Raw genomic sequence first — 15,071 nt, forward strand, 5'->3', positions numbered from 1 at the left:
CCTTTCGGACGCACAAAGGACGCTCTAATACTTCAGACCTCCGCATCGTGCGGGACGATCCGCTAGACTAGGCTTCCGCCCCATCCGCGGGAATGCGCGTGGCGAGCATCTTGTCGATGCGCATGCCGTCCATGTCGAGCACTTCGAAGCGCCAGCCGTCGAAGAGAAAGGTTTCGCCGGCTTCGGGGATGTGCTGGAGCTGATGCAGCGCGAAGCCCGCAAGCGTATGGAAATCGGCATCCGGACGATCGCGCAGGCCCAGCCGTTCGAAGGCGTCGAAGGCCGGCATCATCGCATCGATCAAGAGCGAGCCGTCTTCCCTGACGACGATGTCGGGCTCTTCATCGGATCCCGGCAGGTCGCCGGCGATGGCTTCGAGCAGATCGGTCTGGGTGACGATGCCTTCGAGGCTGCCATATTCGTCGATGACGATGGCGAGGCGAACGGGCGAGGCCTTGAAACTGTCGAGCACGCGGACGACCGAGGTGCCCTCATGCAGCACCAGCGGCTGCTTGATCACCTCCATCGGCCGGACCTTGCCGCCGTCCAGAACCTGGTCGAGAAGGTCCTTTTTCAACACCATGCCGATCGGTTCGTCGATCGAGCCACGCGCGACCAGCAACTGCTCATGGCCGCATTCGCGGATGGTCTTCAGGATCTCGGCGTCGCTGTCGTCGGCGTCGAACCATTCGATATCGAGACGCGGGGTCATGATGTCGGAGATCGGTCTGTCGCCGATGTTGAACACCCGCTCGACCAGTTGCTGCTGCACCTGGTTGAGAAGGCCGGCCTCCTGGCTCTCGGCGACCAGCAGCTTGAGCTCCTGCGGCGAATGGAACGACGATTCGCCGGTTCCGGCGCGAAGACCCACACCGCGCAGCACGAGGTTGCCCATGCCGTTCAGGGCAAAAATCGCCGGCTTGAACAGCAAGAGGAAGAACCCGAGCGGACGCACCACAGCAAGCGAGGTGGCCTCGCTGCGCTGAAGCGCCAGGCTTTTCGGCGCGAGCTCGCCGAGCACGATGTGCAGCGCCGTGATGATGACGAAGGCAATGACGATGGCGACGGTATGCGCGCCTGTCGCCGCCCATTGCCCGGGCAGCCAGGACAGCAGAGGCTCGATCAGGTGCGCAAGCGCCGGCTCGCCGACCCAGCCAAGGGCGAGCGACGAAATGGTGATGCCGAGCTGAGTGGCTGCGAGGTTGGCATCGAGATTGTCGACGGCGCGCTGAAGTGCGGAGGCATTCATGCGGCCTGCCGCGGCAAGTTCCGTGACACGGCTGCGCCGCACCGACACCAGTGCGAATTCGGCGGCGACGAAGAAGCCATTGGCGGCCACGAGAAGCAACACGGCTAGTATCCCGACATAGTCGAAGAGCCCGCCCGCGGATTCGGACATGTTTCCCTACCTCTGAATTGATGCGAGTCCGAAACTACACGCTCGGACAGAGGTAGCAAGGCGCAGCCGCATTCTTGCTGCACGCGATGTGGATGTCGGGTTGCCGTCATCGGGTGACCGCTGCCGCGTCATCTCTTCGGTGCTTCGAAGAGTTCGATCGGGTTTCCGGCCGGGTCTTCGAGGAGGATTTGCTTGCCGCCCATGCCCTGCACGATCTCGTTGCGAAAACGCGCGCCGGCCTGGCGCAGCGTGGCGACTTCGGCTTCCAGATCCGCGACTTCGATCTGGATGCGATTCCATCCGCCGGGCTCGGGCTTTCGTCCGTCTGGCATCGCCTGAGACGCTCCGCCCGGTCCCGTTACGCCGCTGACGAGCAGACGAAAGCCGTCCCTGGTGAGGATGGCGAAGCTGGGCGCGGGATGAAGCGCGATCGAGAAGCCGAGATGTCTCGTGTAAAATTCCAACGCGACGTCGACGTCGTCGACGATATAGCGCACGCTGATGCCGGGCATGATTTCCTCCACTGTCTCTAGAGCGATCCCGCACGACAGTCCCGACGGCGCCAAGCGCTCGTTCGGAGGCAGGGACACGCTGCATTATTTGAATCTGCGCCCAATTCTTCCGAAAATCGAATCCGATCTTTTGGGGCTATGCAGCGATTGTGCCGTGTCGGGTAAAACGGCTCTTCGTCATAGTGTATAAGACTAACCTAAAATATTAGCCGCAACCCACAGCCATCGGATTCTATTACGAAAATTTAATTTATATTTCAGTTTCGGTTCATCTTTTCAGCCCTAGTTTGTTCCCGTGCCAACACGAGGAACCCGACATGAAAAAGATTCTTGCAGCTCTTTTTTCCGCCTCCTTTCTTCTGTCTCCGATGATTGTCTCCCAGGCCAGTGCTGACGATTATCGCCGTCCGCCTGTCGTGCAGAAGCGGGTGATCGTTGAGAAGAAGGTCATCCGGCCGCATTGGAAAAAGGGATACCGCGTCAATGCCAGCGAGCGTCGCCGGTTCTCCGATGTCAACGACTACCGCCGCTATCGGCTGGCGCCTCCGCCGCGCGGTTATCGCTGGGTCCGCGCTGACAATGACTACCTGTTGATCAGCGTCACCAGCGGCATCATCTCCAGCATCATTACCGTCCGTTGATCGCAGATGGATGAGGAAAGAGGACGGATTTGGCTGCCCTCTTTCCAACTGAGGGCAATGAGTATCGATAGGTATCCTCGTTCTCTCCGTCAGTCCTGCGACAGGCGCAGGTGAGGGAGGGGTTGCTCTCGCCGGTGATCGGTTAATCCTGCCGGCGCAAAGGCATTACCCGGTCAGCGATGATGCCGAGAAATCCCTTCGGTTTGCGGGTTTCAGTCTCAGGGTCCGGTGGATACGTCAGCGGATGAAGTCCTTCGATTGTTGGCAAGGGATCGCATTCCTGGCAGATGCAGCGGTAGGATTTGATCGCCGTCGCTTTCATGCTGCCTGCCGGCTCCAACTGGCGAAGGGATCAGGCAGTTTGCGCCAGCGTTCCGGTGCAAACACCGTGGTGTCGACCAGACAGGCGTCGAGTTCCTTCCTGATCCAGGCTTCGTCCATCGGATCGGCGCCGATGAAAACGATTTCCTGGCGGCGGTCGCCCCAGACCGGGTCGAGATAGGGGCCGATGGCGCGCATGAAGCCTGGCTCTTCGGGCCATTGTTCGCGGGGTACGGCCGCCCACCACAGACCCATTTTGCCGGTACGAACGATCGCGCCCGCCTGGCTGATCTCGCCGACATGATGCGGCCGGGTCGCCAGCCAGAAGAAGCCCTTGGCGCGCACCACGCCCGGCCAGCTTCTGTCGAGGAAGGCTTGCAGCTTTGCCGGATGGAAGGGCCGTTTTTCGCGATAGACGAAGGAGCGGATGCCGTATTCCTCGGTCTCCGGCACGTGATCGCGGAAGCCGTGCAGCTCCTTGTACCAGAGTGGATGGGTCTCGGCCTTGTCGATGTCGAAGCGGCCGGTGCCGAGCATTTCGTTCAGCGCCACCCTGCCGAAATCCGCCTCGATCAGCTTGGCATCGGGGTTGAGGCCGGTGACGATCTTGCGGGCGGCGTCGCGCTCTTCCTCGCTGGCCGTGCCGACCTTGTTCAGCACCACGACATCGGCGAATTCGATCTGCTCGACCAGCAGGTCGACGATGGTCCTGTTGTCGCCGTCACCCGCCGTTTCGCCGCGGTCGGCGAGGAAATCGGCTGAGGCATAATCGGCAAGCAGGTTGGCGGCGTCGACGACGGTCACCATGGTGTCGAGCCTTGCGACGTCGGAAAGGCTTTGGCCGTTCTCATCTCGAAATTCGAAGGTGGTGGCGACGGGCAGGGGCTCGGCAATGCCGGTGGATTCAATCAGGAGGTAATCGAAGCGGCCCTGGTCGGCGAGCTGGCGCACCTCGTTCAACAGGTCGTCGCGCAGTGTGCAGCAGATGCAGCCGTTGGTCATTTCGACAAGCTGCTCCTCGGTGCGGGAGAGATTGGCGCCGCCGTCGCGCACCAGCGCCGCGTCGATATTCACCTCGCTCATGTCGTTGACGATGACGGCGACGCGCAAACCTTCGCGATTGGCGAGCACATGGTTGAGCAGCGTCGTCTTGCCGGCGCCGAGGAAGCCTGAAAGCACGGTGACGGGAAGTCTATTGTCCATGGGAACCTCATCGAATTATTAATGTTATATCATTACATGGATTGCGCTGAAAAAAGGCGGAACGGGGGTGTCCGCCTTCTTCCGCTTCAGCTTTCTCCAAAACGTCGCGTGTCCGGCAGGACGCGCAGCGCGGCGCATGACAATCATGCGCCGGAGAGGCAGCCCTTAATGCTGTTGGCGATGCCGCGCATGAGGGTGAAGTAGAGATCGGGGCCGGCCTTCAGCGTCGCCGCTTCGGGGTCGAGCACGCCTGATTTGGCGTGCGTGCCTTCGATGACCACATCGACGAGGCGCGGTTCGAACTGCGGCTCGGCAAAGACGCAGGTGGCGCCGAGTTGCCCGACCTTGCTGTGGATTTCCGAAACACGCTCGGCGCCGGGAATGGTTTCCGGGCTGACGGTGATCGAGCCGGCGACCCGGATGCCGTAGCGATGCTCGAAATACTGGTAGGCATCGTGGAAGACGATGAAGGGCTTGTCCTTGACGGGAGCGACAATGCCCTTGATCTCGGTATCCAACGCATCCAGCTTGTCGTCGAGAGCCTTGGCGTTGCCCTGATAGGTCAGCGCATTGGCGGGATCGGCGGCGACCAGCGTCGTGGTGATCATGGCGGCCATCGCCTTGGCATTCATCGGGTCGAGCCAGAGATGGGTGTCGAAGGCGCCGTGGTCGTGGTGATCGTCGGCAGCATGCGTGGCTTCGGCATCGTGATGTTCGTGACCGGAGGCAGTGTCGTGCTCGTCGCCGTCATCGTGCGCTTCAAAGGCGCCGCCCTCGCGGAAGGGGAGTTTGACGAGGCCGGGCGCTTCATCGAGTGCAGCGATGCTGGCATCCCGGCCGAGCGCCTGCAGTGGCTTTTCGAGAAAGGCCTCGAGGCCGGGACCGACCCAGAAAATCACCTTGGCGTCCTGCAAAGCGCGGGCATTCGACGGCTTCAGACTGTAGGTGTGCGGGGAGGCGGCGCCGTCGACGATCAGTTCCGGTTCGCCGACGCCCTGCATGATCGCCGAAACCAGCGAATGGATCGGCTTGATCGAGGTGACGACGACAGGCGCATCGGCGGCCCGCATCGTTCCGGCAAAGAGCAAGGCGGGGATTGCGACGCCCATGATTGCGAGAGCCGGTATTTTGAAGGCCAAGACTTTGAGAAATGGCCCCAGGGCACGTTGCATCAGTGTGCTTCCCTTGAATTACAATTGTTATGTTATTACATCAATTGCGTTATGCTATAACGTGTGCAATAGCAGGACGCAACAGCACTTTCGGAAAATTTGATGCTCTCTCCCGCAAAGACCCTCGGTAGTGTCAGGGCCGAACCGCTGGTTTCGCTTGAAAATGTCGGCGTTCTCCGCAATGGCCGCTGGCTGGTGCGCGGCGTCGATTTTTCCGTCTCGCGCGGCGAGATCGTTACCCTGATCGGGCCGAACGGCTCCGGCAAATCGACGAGCGCCAAAGCGGCAATCGGCGTGCTGAAGCCCGACGAGGGCAGGGTGGAGCGCAAGGCCGGCCTCAAGGTCGGCTATGTCCCGCAGAAGCTGTCGATCGACTGGACCCTGCCGCTTTCGGTGCGTCGGCTGATGACGCTGACCGGCCCGCTGCCCGAGCGCGACATGCTCTCGGCGCTCGAATCCGCCGGCATCGCCCATATGCTCGATGCCGAAGTGCAGCATCTTTCCGGCGGCGAATTCCAGCGGGCGCTGATGGCACGCGCCATTGCCCGCAAGCCGGATCTGCTGGTGCTCGACGAGCCGGTGCAGGGGGTCGATTTCTCCGGCGAGATCGCCCTCTACGATCTCATCAAATCGATCCGCAACGCCAGCGGCTGCGGCATTCTGCTGATCTCGCACGATCTCCACGTCGTCATGGCCGAGACCGACACCGTCATCTGCCTCAATGGTCATGTGTGCTGCCGCGGCACGCCCGAATCCGTCAGCCGCAGCCCGGAATATGTGCGCCTGTTCGGCAGCCGGGCGGCGCAGACGCTGGCCGTCTACAGCCATCATCACGATCATACGCATCTGCCGGATGGGCGCGTGCAGCATGCGGACGGCACGGTCACCGATCATTGCCACGCCGATGACGGGCATCACGCGCATGACGGCGGCCATGCGCACGACCACGGGCATGACGGGCATGACCATGGGCATGCCGGTGATGGCCACACGCATCCGCACGCCCATGAGCATGCGGCGGGAGATCGCCATGCTTGACGATTTCTTCGTGCGCGCCATCCTTGCCGGCGTCGGGCTGGCGCTGACGACGGGGCCGCTCGGCTGCTTCATCATCTGGCGGCGCATGGCCTATTTCGGCGATACGATCGCCCATTCGGCGCTGCTGGGCGTCGCATTGTCGCTGCTCTTCGAACTCAATCTGACACTGGCCGTGTTTGCCGTCGCCGCCCTCGTATCGGTGCTGCTGCTGTTCCTGCAGAAGCGCCAGGCGCTGTCGGCCGATGCGCTGCTCGGCATCCTCTCGCATGCGACCCTTGCGATCGGCCTCGTCATGGTCGCCTTCATGAGCTGGGTGCGGATCGATCTCATCGCTTTCCTGTTCGGCGATATCCTTGCCGTTTCCACGACCGACATCGCGCTGATCTGGGGCGGTGGGCTCTTCGTTCTCGTGGCAATGGCCTGGCTGTGGCGGCCGCTGCTGGCGGCGACCGTCAATGCCGAGCTCGCCGAGGCCGAGGGGCTGAAGCCGGAGCGGGCGCGGCTGTTCTTCATGCTGCTGATGGCCGTCGTCATCGCGATTGCCATGAAGATCGTCGGCATCATGCTGATCACCTCGCTGCTGATCATTCCGGCGGCTGCGGCGCGGCGCTTCTCGTCGACGCCTGAGGTCATGGCGGTGCTCGCCTCGCTGATCGGGGCCATCGCCGTCGTCGGCGGGCTGTTCGGTTCGCTCACCTACGACACGCCCTCCGGCCCCTCGATCGTGGTTGCGGCGCTGATCCTCTTCATGCTCAGCCTGCTTCCCCTCAGGCGCCATCGCGCGGTCATGCAAGGACAAGGCTCATGACGACACCGCAATTGACCAAGAACCAGTCGCTTGTTTTCGATGTGCTCGAAAAGGCCGATGGGCCGCTCAGCGCCTACACCATTCTCGACAAGCTGCGCGATCACGGTTTTCGCGCGCCGCTGCAGGTCTACCGGGCGCTGGAGAAGCTGCTCGAATATGGCGTCGTGCACCGGCTTGAAAGCATCAACTCCTTCGTCGCCTGCGCCCATCCCGGCGACGACTGCCACAGCCACGGCATCGTCGCCTTCGCGATCTGCGAAAGCTGCGGCCAGGTGATGGAGTTCCACGACCATGAAGTCGACCATCGGCTGATGGCCTGGGTGCGCGGCCAGAAGTTCAAGCCGGAAAAGACGACGATCGAGATCCGCGGATTGTGCGAGGCCTGTGCGGCCTGATTGGAGCGGGTTGCGGCCGTTTCCCGATGCGCCACGTCTGGTGAGAACGCCACCCACCTCATTCCTGCAACACAGGAGCAATCGCGTGACGAAAACCGACCTCTCCGACCGCTACCGCGATTACATTGCCTGCCTGAACAGCCAGGACTGGCAGAAGCTAGGGCAATTCGTCGACGACGGCGCGATCCATAACGGCCGGCGGCTTGGGCTGTCGGGTTACGTCGCCATGCTCGAGCGGGATTTCGATGAGATTCCCGATCTCCATTTCAATGTCCTGATGCTGATCGCCGACCCGCCTTACGTCGCTTGCCGGTTGGGCTTCGACTGCACGCCGAAGGGAAAATTCCTCGACCTCGAGGTCAACGGTAGGCGCGTTGCCTTCAGCGAGAACGTGATCTACGAATTTCGCCACGGAAAGATCGTCGAGGTCTGGTCGGTGATCGACAAGGTGGCAATCGAAGCTCAGCTTCGAGGCGAGAGGTGATTGCACGGTCTTGCGGTTTGCCGACCTTGGTGGGTTCTGACGGAACGGTGGCGGAGATGGGTTGATCGCGTCGACCATAAAATTCTTCTGCAGGTGGCAAATTGGCGAAACGAACCGGCCGTTTCCCGGGATGAAAACGGCGCGGTCTTCGGGCCAGTCAGAAAGAGATATCGAGCCCTGACCGAGAAACACCAGGGGACATTGACGTCGCCGCCAGCTCGAGCAAGGGCAAAATCGGTGGCAGGTTGCGGTAAATTCGACGAAGAATTGTGTGCCCGACGGGCAGCTCCGCGAGCGTTTGGTGTAAGAATCGGAAACACTTTGTGACTAAGTGTCTCCAAAAGCAGCGTTTTTCGACTTGCTGCGCGCGACGACATGACGGATATTGTTTAAACGTTGAGGAAGCCGTCATGATCAGAATGATTGAAAACCCTGCCGAGCTGGCGGGCGAAGATATCACCGGCAAATATATTCTCCGGAAGCTGAACTATCATTGGTTCGCTTACGGCAAGGCAGCTATCGTGACCGCTTGCAAGGGAACGATCCTGCATCTCGAACGGGAAGAGACGGTCTATTCCGAGCGCTGGGGTCGCCGCGCCTATACGGGCAGCGGCAAACGTTATCCCGGCGGCATCTGTCCCATTTCGGCGGTCGCTTGCGTCTGCGATACACCTGACGACGTCAATGCCGTCATCCAACTGGATGTCGAAGCGCAGGACGAATTCTATCAATTGATCGCCAAGGCCGAAGCCAGGGTTCAGGCTCTTGCCTCTTCCTCACGGAACAGCCAGTTTCTCGAAGCCGCCGAATAAGGCACTCTTCCGCGAAATCGGGCTGGGCCGTCATTTCGAGGCGTCGGGGATCGATGCGAGGTCTCCACTGGAGTGGCTACGGCAGCTATTGGCCCGGCTGCGATTAGTCGATGCCGGCAATACCCGACCAGACTCTATATAGCACTTCGGAATCCCGAAATTGGTTGCGGCATTGAAATCATTGGCTGTTTCTCTCCGTCCACACCTCACGAAACGCCGCGAATTTCGGAATCCCGAAGCGGCGTTTTTCTTGATTGGATTGCCAATGGCAACAACTCTGTGGCGCGTCACCCGATCTGCTTGAGATCGCGGGCGAAGCGTTGCCAGTTGGCGACGTAGTTTTCCGCCGAGCGGCGGATGGCTCCGATTGCCGCTTCGTCGAGCGTGCGCAGGACGCGGGCGGGTGCTCCGACGATCAGGGAGTTGTCTGGGAATTCCTTGCCTTCGGTGACCAGTGCATTGGCGCCGACGAGGCAGTTGTTGCCGATTTTCGCACCGTTGAGGATGGTGGCGCCCATGCCGACCAGCGCGTTGTCGCCGATGGTGCAGCCGTGGAGAATGGCGTGATGGCCGATGGTGCAGCCTTTGCCGATCGTCAGCGGGAAGCCCATGTCCGTATGGGCCATCACGCCCTCCTGGATGTTGCTGCCTCCGCCGACGGTGATCTTCTCGTTGTCGCCGCGCAGCACTGCGCCGAACCAGATGCCGACATTCTCGCCGAGCTCGATTCGGCCGATGATGTTGGCATCCGGTGCGATCCAATAGAGGCCGGCGGCGGGCAGTTTCGGCGTCGATCCGCCGAGCGCATAGACGGGCATGACTCTCTCCTCAGACGACCTCGACCGATAGGGTGGCGATACCGTCGATGCCGCAATAGATATGATCGCCCCTGGCGACTGCGCCGACGCCGGCGGGCGTGCCGGTCATGATGATATCGCCGGGCGCCAAGGTGAAAAGCTTCGACAATTCGGCGATGATCTCCGGCACCTTCCAGATCATCTGGTTGAGATCACCGTCCTGAACGCGTTTGCCGTTCTGTTCCAGCCAGATCTTTGCCTGCGTGGGGTGGCCGAGGCGACTGGCCGGAACGATCGACGAAACGGGGGCGGAATGTTCGAAAGCCTTGCCGACTTCCCAGGGACGGCCGAGCTTCTTTGCCTCGCCCTGCAGATCGCGGCGGGTGAAATCGATGCCGACGGCATAGCCGTAGATGCAGTCGAGCGCATCCGCGGCCTGAATGTTCGCGCCGCCGGATTTCAGCGCCAGCACACATTCGACCTCGTAATGCACGTCTGATGACAGCGACGGATAGGGAAAGGCGTGGCCCGCCGGCAGCAGGTTGTCGGCATTCTTCTGGAAGAAGAAGGGTGGCTCGCGGCTGGGATCATGGCCCATCTCGATCGCATGGTCGGCATAGTTGCGCCCGACGCAATAGACGCGGCGCACCGGAAAACGCTCGGCGCTGCCTTCCACCGGCAGCAGTACCGGTGCGGGACGCGGAATGACGGTGGCGGGATGGGGCATGGGCGGGCTCTTCCTGTTTTCGACTCTTGCGCCATCTTAGACGGAAAACGTCGCGCCGGGAAAGCATCCCTGGCGCCCGGATCGGGTGCATTGACGCCGTCACGGTCGCGGGTTAACCTTGGCCATGAGCAGGATTTTTGCAGTTTCGACCAAGTCTACGACCACCGCGCCGCGGTGGGTGGTGGACGCGTGAACTGAATTCCGTTCATCGCTGCTGAGACCAACCCGCCGGAAACGAGCGGGTTTTTTGTTCCCGCCCGTGTCCCGCATTCGAGGACGAGATCGTGGACGATATCCAGAAACATATTCTCGCGGAGCGGGCGCTGGCCGCTGCCCGCCGCTGTGTCGCCAGCCGCTTTGCCGGGGCTGCTTTCACCTATGTGGCGGGTTCCATCATGCGCGGCGAAGGGACTGCGTTTTCCGATATCGATCTGGTCGTCGTCTTCCCGTCGCTGGAAAGAGCCTGGCGGGAATCGTTCACTGAGGACGGCTTCCCGGTCGAGGCCTTCGTCCACGATGCGCAGACGCTAGCGCATTATCTTCATCGGGATGCTGACAGCGGCTATCCGATCATGGTCAACATGGTGATGACAGGCTGCATTTTGGGACCGGATATCGACAGCGCCCGCCTCATCCAGGCAAAGGCGGCGGATATTCTGGCGGCAGGGCCCAAGCCTCTTGCCGGGGCAGACTATGACATGCTGCGCTATCAGGTCACCGATCTGGCCGATGACCTGCGCGGCGCCCGCCCGCCCGAAGAGGTCGCCGCTATCGCCGCACTGCTCTACCAGAAGCTCGCCGATCTGATCCTGCTCGGGCGCGGCGCATGGAGCGGCCGCGGCAAGTGGGCGCCGCGTGTCCTGAAGACGCTCGATGCGCAACTGGCGGCCGAATTCGACGCGGCGTTCAGGCTGGCGGGGCAGGGCGACGGCGCCCGGTTGCTGGCCCTTGCCGACCGCGAGCTCGCCCTGCATGGCGGCCGCTATTTCGACGGGTACCGGCAGAACGCGCCGCTGGAAGCGCGCCGCCTGGAATAATTTGGTATCGGTCACGTTGCCGCATTTTGAAAATTGGATGAAAGATGTTTGAGAATGAGTTCAAAGGTGTCTTGCAGTCTGCCGTGAGGCGCACCGCCAGATTGCTTCTCAGACCTCCGGTGGAAGGGGATGCCGATTTCCTGATCCGGCTTTTTTCGCGGCCGGAACTGGTCGCACACCGACCGGTGCCCCGGCCTGATACGCCGGAGGAAAGTGCTGCGCGGCTCGCGCGCGATATCGGGCATTGGAAAGATCACGGGTTCGGGCGTTGGGCTGTTGAGTCAGACGGCGCGCTGATAGGGTTCGGCGGCGTCACTGTTTCCACGGAATTCGATGGCCTCAACCTTTCATATCATCTGCAACCTGAAAGCTGGGGCCATGGCTATGCCACGGAATTGGTCAGGGAATCCCTGACATTTGCATTCGACGATCTGCAGGCCGATCGCGTGATCGGATTGGTTCGCACCGCCAACACCGCGTCAAGACGCATTCTCGAAAAATGTGGCTTCGCCTTCGAGTGCGAGGTGATGTTGCACGGCGCGCCGACCAACATGTACGCCTTCGGCAGTTTCCGGACTTAAGCGGCAAGCGCCGATCGCATCCGCACAAGCGTTCACGCTCGCGAGGTCATCCAGACACCCACCATTGTCACCGCCAATCCGACGAACATCGTTGCCGTCAGCGGCTCGGAAAACAGGGCCCAGGCCCATAACATGGTGACGGGTGGGCTGAGGTAGATTGCGGCGCTGACCTGCGCCACCGGGAAAAGTCGAAGACTGGTGTAATAGACCGAATAGGCGGTAAAGGTTGCGATCAGCACGAGCCATGTCATGCCGATGGCGAAATCGATGGTCATCGGCGGGATCATATTGCCCTGCATGAAGGCGCAGAACGAAAACAAGGCCGAGCCGGTCAGGGTCTGGATGCAAAGGCTCTGATGGACAGGCATGTGCTCGTCGCGCCGCCGTCTGTAGAGAACCGAGGCGAGGGCGAAAATCAGCATCGAGCCGGCCGTCAGCCCATAGGCCCAGAGCGGGGCCTGGCCGAAGCTCAGGCTTTCGAGCGAAACGAGCAGAACGCCCACCACGGCGATCGTCGTCCCCAGCCATTGCCGCAATGTCAGCCGTTCGCCCAGGAGCGGTTGCGACAGGCACGCAATCGCCAGCGGCAAGAGGTCGGAAATCAGTGCGACCAGTCCCGTCGGCACGCGCTGCTCGATGGCGAGAGCGAATCCACCGAGATAGAGGAAGACCGACATCACGCCGAACAGCATTTGCCCCAGCACACTGCGCAGATGCATCCTTGGCCCGATGGTCAGCGCGAAGGGCAGCAGTATCAGTCCCGACAGAAGGGTGCGCCAGAACAAGACCAGAATGACGCTTGCCCCCTCGCTGGCGTAGCGGATGCCGACGAAACCGGAACTCCAGCTGATCACCAGAAGTGCCGCGAGCACGGGCCAGAGGAGAGGGTGTCGTCGCGGCTCGGGCCGGACGATTGATTGATCTGTCATGGCATACTCATTTCGATAACGTTCTGCTCTGACATAGGTCAGGCCAGGTGTCATCGCACATGACAAATTTCGATCGTGACATGACAAGACGCTCGCTTTATCGATGGCGACTTGTCAGGCCGACCAGCTCCATGCATAGATTTTGCGACACAGTGAGCAGAGGGCGCCGCCGTGACCGAACTCAACAGCCGACGATTGGAAATAGACGCGTTGCGGGTCCTGTGGTCCGTTCGCCGTCATGGTGGAGTCACCCGCGCCGCCGAGGCGCTCGGTCTGTCGCAATCGGCCGTCAGCCATAAGATCAAGCGGCTCGAGGTCAGCCTCGATTGCGATTTGCTCAGCCGCAAATCAGGCTCGGCCATGTTCACCGCCGCCGGAGAGGACTTGCTGGATTATGCCGAACGTATCCTTGGCCTTCATGACGAAGCGCTTCTCAGCCTGACGAAAACGCCGCTCGCCGGGCGCATCGCGCTGGGGCTGACCGAGGACACGACCTGCACGGACCTTGCCCGCATATTGGGCCGGTTTCGTCGTCTCCATCCTGATGTCGCGGTGCGCACCAAGGTCAGAATGAGTCTGGTTCTCAGGGGGATGCTGGAGCGGGGCGAGCTCGATGCTGCGATCGTGCAGATCTTTGCCCACGAGGTTCGCCCGACCGATATCGTCCTTTTCCGGGAGCAGCTCTACTGGGTGAAGCATGCGGACTTGCCTCTGCCGCCGAGTGGTCCCATTCCATTCCTGTCTTTTGACGACGAATGCTTCTATCGCCAATGGGCGCTTGATATCGGGCAGGACGGCGACACGCTGCTCGAGACGGTGTTCGAATGCGCCAGCGCCGCCGGAATCGTCTCGGCGGTCACATCCGCCCTGGGTGTGGCGCTTCTGAACGGGCGCCACCTGCGCCCCGAGATGAATATCATCACCAACCGCCTGCCCACACCTCCCGCCCTGGCCTATGTGGTGCGCCGCGCCCGAAAGGCGCGAAATCCGGCGCTCGATACGCTGGTCGCCGAAATCGAGAATGAAGTCAGCCGTTACGGCGGCCTGACTTTGGCGAGCTGACGGGTCGGGACATGCCCAGCGCATCGACCCGAAAATCGGAATCGATTTTCGGAAAGCACGATGCGAGGATTGAAAGTGCTAGAGCGTCCTTTCTGCGTCCGAAGGGGCACGCGGCGCGCTAGCCGAGAGCGCTTTGCGCGGCGCATATCCTGTCGATCAGGGCATCAAGTTCACCTTTTGGCGGACGGCTTTTGGCCAGGCGCTGTTTGAGGTGCATGATCGGCTCAGCCAGGATTTTATCCAGGCTCTCGGCACAGGTGAAGTCACCCGCCACGCGCTTGACCTTCGAATTGTCGAAGATGGCCGTCCAGGCCTTGTCGCCGACCAGCGGGCCTCTCCAATCCGGATTGTACCTGATCAGGGTGTCGGTCGGTACGTGGACGATCTTGGCTTCTACGCCCAGCAATCTTGCAATCGTCTTCTGGATATCGTCCCAGATGTGGGCGCGATCGGAGGTGATGTGGAAAATCTCGCCGAGCGCTGCTTTCTTGCCGAAAAGCCCGACGAAAGGCACTGCGAAATCGACGGAGCGGGTCAGTGTCCAGGGCGTGTGGCCATCGCCCGCCACGATGGTGGGTTCGCCGTCCAGCATGCGTCTCGCCATGACGTCGCTATCGCCCATCATGATCGGCAGGCCGGTGCGAACGGTGTGGCTGGGGCGGATGATCGTCCAGGCCAGATTGCTGGACTTCTTGAGCAATTCCTCGCAGGCGATCTTGGCCTGGCTGTAGGGCCAGTAGGGATTGATCGCCGGCGTCTCCTCGGTGATCACGTAGTGACGCGGCGGCTTTTCATAGACCGAGGCCGAAGAGATGAAAATATACTGACCGCAATTGCCCGCAAACAGCTCGATGTCGCGCGCCACCTGATCGGGCGTGAAGGCGATGAATTGGCATACGACATCATAATTGGCCCTGGCGAGATCCGCATAGGCGGTCGACCCAAGTTCACCGACGATCGAGGTCACCCCCGCAGGCAATGGGTCGCTTCTCAAGCCGCGATTAAAGACGCTGACATGATGGCCCTCAGCAACGGCGCGGTCGACGCAGGGATAGGAAATCTGGCCGGTGCCGCCAATGAAAAGAACTTTCAAAGCCATGAGTGACCTCGGGGTCTATGGGCGGGATCTGGTGATCACCCTTCATAGCGCGAA

At 61.3% G+C, this 15,071-nt stretch carries 18 protein-coding genes; 9 read left to right on the forward strand and 9 right to left on the reverse strand.

The window, feature by feature from the left end; translation table 11 throughout:
- Positions 1-67: 67 nt before the first annotated feature.
- Positions 68-1,399: a hemolysin family protein gene (locus tag FHX10_RS03340; protein WP_063474657.1), complete on the reverse strand. Its 1,332-nt coding sequence runs from the start codon at positions 1,397-1,399 to the stop codon at positions 68-70.
- Between the two features lie 128 nt (positions 1,400-1,527).
- Entirely contained in the window at positions 1,528-1,911 is a 384-nt protein-coding gene (locus FHX10_RS03345; RefSeq protein WP_047611743.1) for a VOC family protein, read from the reverse strand.
- A gap of 317 nt (positions 1,912-2,228) precedes the next feature.
- On the opposite strand from FHX10_RS03345, the gene FHX10_RS03350 reads away from it, so the two are divergent.
- Entirely contained in the window at positions 2,229-2,552 is a 324-nt protein-coding gene (locus tag FHX10_RS03350; protein ID WP_184389088.1) for an RcnB family protein, read from the forward strand.
- Positions 2,553-2,694: 142 nt separating this feature from the next.
- On the opposite strand, the gene FHX10_RS03355 is transcribed toward FHX10_RS03350, so the two are convergent.
- From FHX10_RS03355 to FHX10_RS03365, 3 genes are all read right to left on the reverse strand, one after another.
- On the reverse strand, positions 2,695-2,874 hold the full coding sequence (locus FHX10_RS03355) for a hypothetical protein (protein ID WP_063474659.1): 180 nt from the start codon (positions 2,872-2,874) through the stop codon (positions 2,695-2,697).
- Positions 2,871-4,076 (reverse strand): zinc metallochaperone GTPase ZigA, encoded by a 1,206-nt coding sequence (zigA, locus tag FHX10_RS03360; RefSeq protein WP_063474660.1) that lies wholly within the window; start codon positions 4,074-4,076, stop codon positions 2,871-2,873. Before zigA ends, FHX10_RS03355 begins: the two co-directional genes overlap by 4 nt.
- 143 nt (positions 4,077-4,219) lie before the next feature.
- Positions 4,220-5,248, reverse strand: coding sequence for a zinc ABC transporter substrate-binding protein (locus FHX10_RS03365; RefSeq protein ID WP_063474661.1), 1,029 nt, complete (start codon positions 5,246-5,248; stop codon positions 4,220-4,222).
- 102 nt (positions 5,249-5,350) lie between these two features.
- On the opposite strand from FHX10_RS03365, the gene FHX10_RS03370 reads away from it, so the two are divergent.
- The 5 genes from FHX10_RS03370 to FHX10_RS03390 all read left to right on the forward strand — a co-directional run bounded on the left by FHX10_RS03370 (position 5,351) and on the right by FHX10_RS03390 (position 8,785).
- The gene (locus tag FHX10_RS03370) at positions 5,351-6,286 is read left to right on the forward strand and encodes a metal ABC transporter ATP-binding protein (protein WP_063474662.1); all 936 of its coding nucleotides are present in this window, start codon (positions 5,351-5,353) and stop codon (positions 6,284-6,286) included.
- Positions 6,279-7,094: a zinc ABC transporter permease subunit ZnuB gene (gene znuB, locus FHX10_RS03375; protein WP_063474663.1), complete on the forward strand. Its 816-nt coding sequence runs from the start codon at positions 6,279-6,281 to the stop codon at positions 7,092-7,094. The genes FHX10_RS03370 and znuB overlap by 8 nt, the downstream gene beginning before the upstream one ends.
- A complete protein-coding gene (locus FHX10_RS03380; RefSeq protein ID WP_047610731.1) occupies positions 7,091-7,489 on the forward strand; it encodes a Fur family transcriptional regulator in 399 nt (132 codons plus the stop codon). Before znuB ends, FHX10_RS03380 begins: the two co-directional genes overlap by 4 nt.
- An 85-nt stretch (positions 7,490-7,574) precedes the next feature.
- Positions 7,575-7,973: an ester cyclase gene (locus FHX10_RS03385; RefSeq protein WP_047610729.1), complete on the forward strand. Its 399-nt coding sequence runs from the start codon at positions 7,575-7,577 to the stop codon at positions 7,971-7,973.
- 410 nt (positions 7,974-8,383) lie between these two features.
- Complete coding sequence (locus FHX10_RS03390; RefSeq protein WP_047610727.1) at positions 8,384-8,785, forward strand: hypothetical protein; 402 nt, start codon at positions 8,384-8,386, stop codon at positions 8,783-8,785.
- 287 nt (positions 8,786-9,072) lie between these two features.
- Here FHX10_RS03390 and FHX10_RS03395 read toward each other — a convergent pair whose 3' ends face one another.
- Together FHX10_RS03395 and FHX10_RS03400 are read right to left on the reverse strand one after the other, a co-directional pair.
- A complete protein-coding gene (locus FHX10_RS03395) occupies positions 9,073-9,603 on the reverse strand; it encodes a gamma carbonic anhydrase family protein (protein WP_063474664.1) in 531 nt (176 codons plus the stop codon).
- A 10-nt stretch (positions 9,604-9,613) separates the two neighbouring features.
- Positions 9,614-10,309, reverse strand: coding sequence for a fumarylacetoacetate hydrolase family protein (locus tag FHX10_RS03400; RefSeq protein ID WP_063474665.1), 696 nt, complete (start codon positions 10,307-10,309; stop codon positions 9,614-9,616).
- 284 nt (positions 10,310-10,593) lie between these two features.
- Between FHX10_RS03400 and FHX10_RS03405 the strand changes: the two genes are divergently transcribed.
- Complete coding sequence (locus FHX10_RS03405; protein WP_063474666.1) at positions 10,594-11,346, forward strand: nucleotidyltransferase domain-containing protein; 753 nt, start codon at positions 10,594-10,596, stop codon at positions 11,344-11,346.
- Between the two features lie 44 nt (positions 11,347-11,390).
- Positions 11,391-11,927: a GNAT family N-acetyltransferase gene (locus FHX10_RS03410; RefSeq protein WP_063474667.1), complete on the forward strand. Its 537-nt coding sequence runs from the start codon at positions 11,391-11,393 to the stop codon at positions 11,925-11,927.
- Between the two features lie 32 nt (positions 11,928-11,959).
- Here the strand turns inward: FHX10_RS03410 and FHX10_RS03415 are convergent, their stop codons facing one another.
- Positions 11,960-12,856, reverse strand: coding sequence for a DMT family transporter (locus FHX10_RS03415; RefSeq protein ID WP_063474668.1), 897 nt, complete (start codon positions 12,854-12,856; stop codon positions 11,960-11,962).
- Positions 12,857-13,027: 171 nt separating this feature from the next.
- Between FHX10_RS03415 and FHX10_RS03420 the strand changes: the two genes are divergently transcribed.
- Positions 13,028-13,918 (forward strand): LysR family transcriptional regulator, encoded by an 891-nt coding sequence (locus FHX10_RS03420; RefSeq protein WP_097542209.1) that lies wholly within the window; start codon positions 13,028-13,030, stop codon positions 13,916-13,918.
- 118 nt (positions 13,919-14,036) lie between these two features.
- On the opposite strand, the gene FHX10_RS03425 is transcribed toward FHX10_RS03420, so the two are convergent.
- Positions 14,037-15,017, reverse strand: a complete 981-nt coding sequence (locus FHX10_RS03425) for an SDR family oxidoreductase (protein WP_063474670.1) — start codon at positions 15,015-15,017, stop codon at positions 14,037-14,039.
- Positions 15,018-15,071: the final 54 nt, after the last annotated feature.

This window comes from Rhizobium sp. BK591 (assembly GCF_014195045.1).
GTDB classification, from domain to species: Bacteria; Pseudomonadota; Alphaproteobacteria; order Rhizobiales; family Rhizobiaceae; genus Rhizobium; species Rhizobium anhuiense.

What these genes read in the sequence shown, in the direction of transcription:
- FHX10_RS03340 (WP_063474657.1), bottom strand. Translation starts at nt 1,399, where the DNA reads ATGTCCGAATCCGCGGGCGGGCTCTTCGACTATGTCGGGATACTAGCC.
- FHX10_RS03345 (WP_047611743.1), bottom strand. Translation starts at nt 1,911, where the DNA reads ATGCCCGGCATCAGCGTGCGCTATATCGTCGACGACGTCGACGTCGCG.
- FHX10_RS03350 (WP_184389088.1), top strand. Translation starts at nt 2,229, where the DNA reads ATGAAAAAGATTCTTGCAGCTCTTTTTTCCGCCTCCTTTCTTCTGTCT.
- FHX10_RS03355 (WP_063474659.1), bottom strand. Translation starts at nt 2,874, where the DNA reads ATGAAAGCGACGGCGATCAAATCCTACCGCTGCATCTGCCAGGAATGC.
- zigA (WP_063474660.1), bottom strand. Translation starts at nt 4,076, where the DNA reads ATGGACAATAGACTTCCCGTCACCGTGCTTTCAGGCTTCCTCGGCGCC.
- FHX10_RS03365 (WP_063474661.1), bottom strand. Translation starts at nt 5,248, where the DNA reads ATGCAACGTGCCCTGGGGCCATTTCTCAAAGTCTTGGCCTTCAAAATA.
- FHX10_RS03370 (WP_063474662.1), top strand. Translation starts at nt 5,351, where the DNA reads ATGCTCTCTCCCGCAAAGACCCTCGGTAGTGTCAGGGCCGAACCGCTG.
- znuB (WP_063474663.1), top strand. Translation starts at nt 6,279, where the DNA reads ATGCTTGACGATTTCTTCGTGCGCGCCATCCTTGCCGGCGTCGGGCTG.
- FHX10_RS03380 (WP_047610731.1), top strand. Translation starts at nt 7,091, where the DNA reads ATGACGACACCGCAATTGACCAAGAACCAGTCGCTTGTTTTCGATGTG.
- FHX10_RS03390 (WP_047610727.1), top strand. Translation starts at nt 8,384, where the DNA reads ATGATCAGAATGATTGAAAACCCTGCCGAGCTGGCGGGCGAAGATATC.
- FHX10_RS03395 (WP_063474664.1), bottom strand. Translation starts at nt 9,603, where the DNA reads ATGCCCGTCTATGCGCTCGGCGGATCGACGCCGAAACTGCCCGCCGCC.
- FHX10_RS03400 (WP_063474665.1), bottom strand. Translation starts at nt 10,309, where the DNA reads ATGCCCCATCCCGCCACCGTCATTCCGCGTCCCGCACCGGTACTGCTG.
- FHX10_RS03410 (WP_063474667.1), top strand. Translation starts at nt 11,391, where the DNA reads ATGTTTGAGAATGAGTTCAAAGGTGTCTTGCAGTCTGCCGTGAGGCGC.
- FHX10_RS03415 (WP_063474668.1), bottom strand. Translation starts at nt 12,856, where the DNA reads ATGACAGATCAATCAATCGTCCGGCCCGAGCCGCGACGACACCCTCTC.
- FHX10_RS03425 (WP_063474670.1), bottom strand. Translation starts at nt 15,017, where the DNA reads ATGGCTTTGAAAGTTCTTTTCATTGGCGGCACCGGCCAGATTTCCTAT.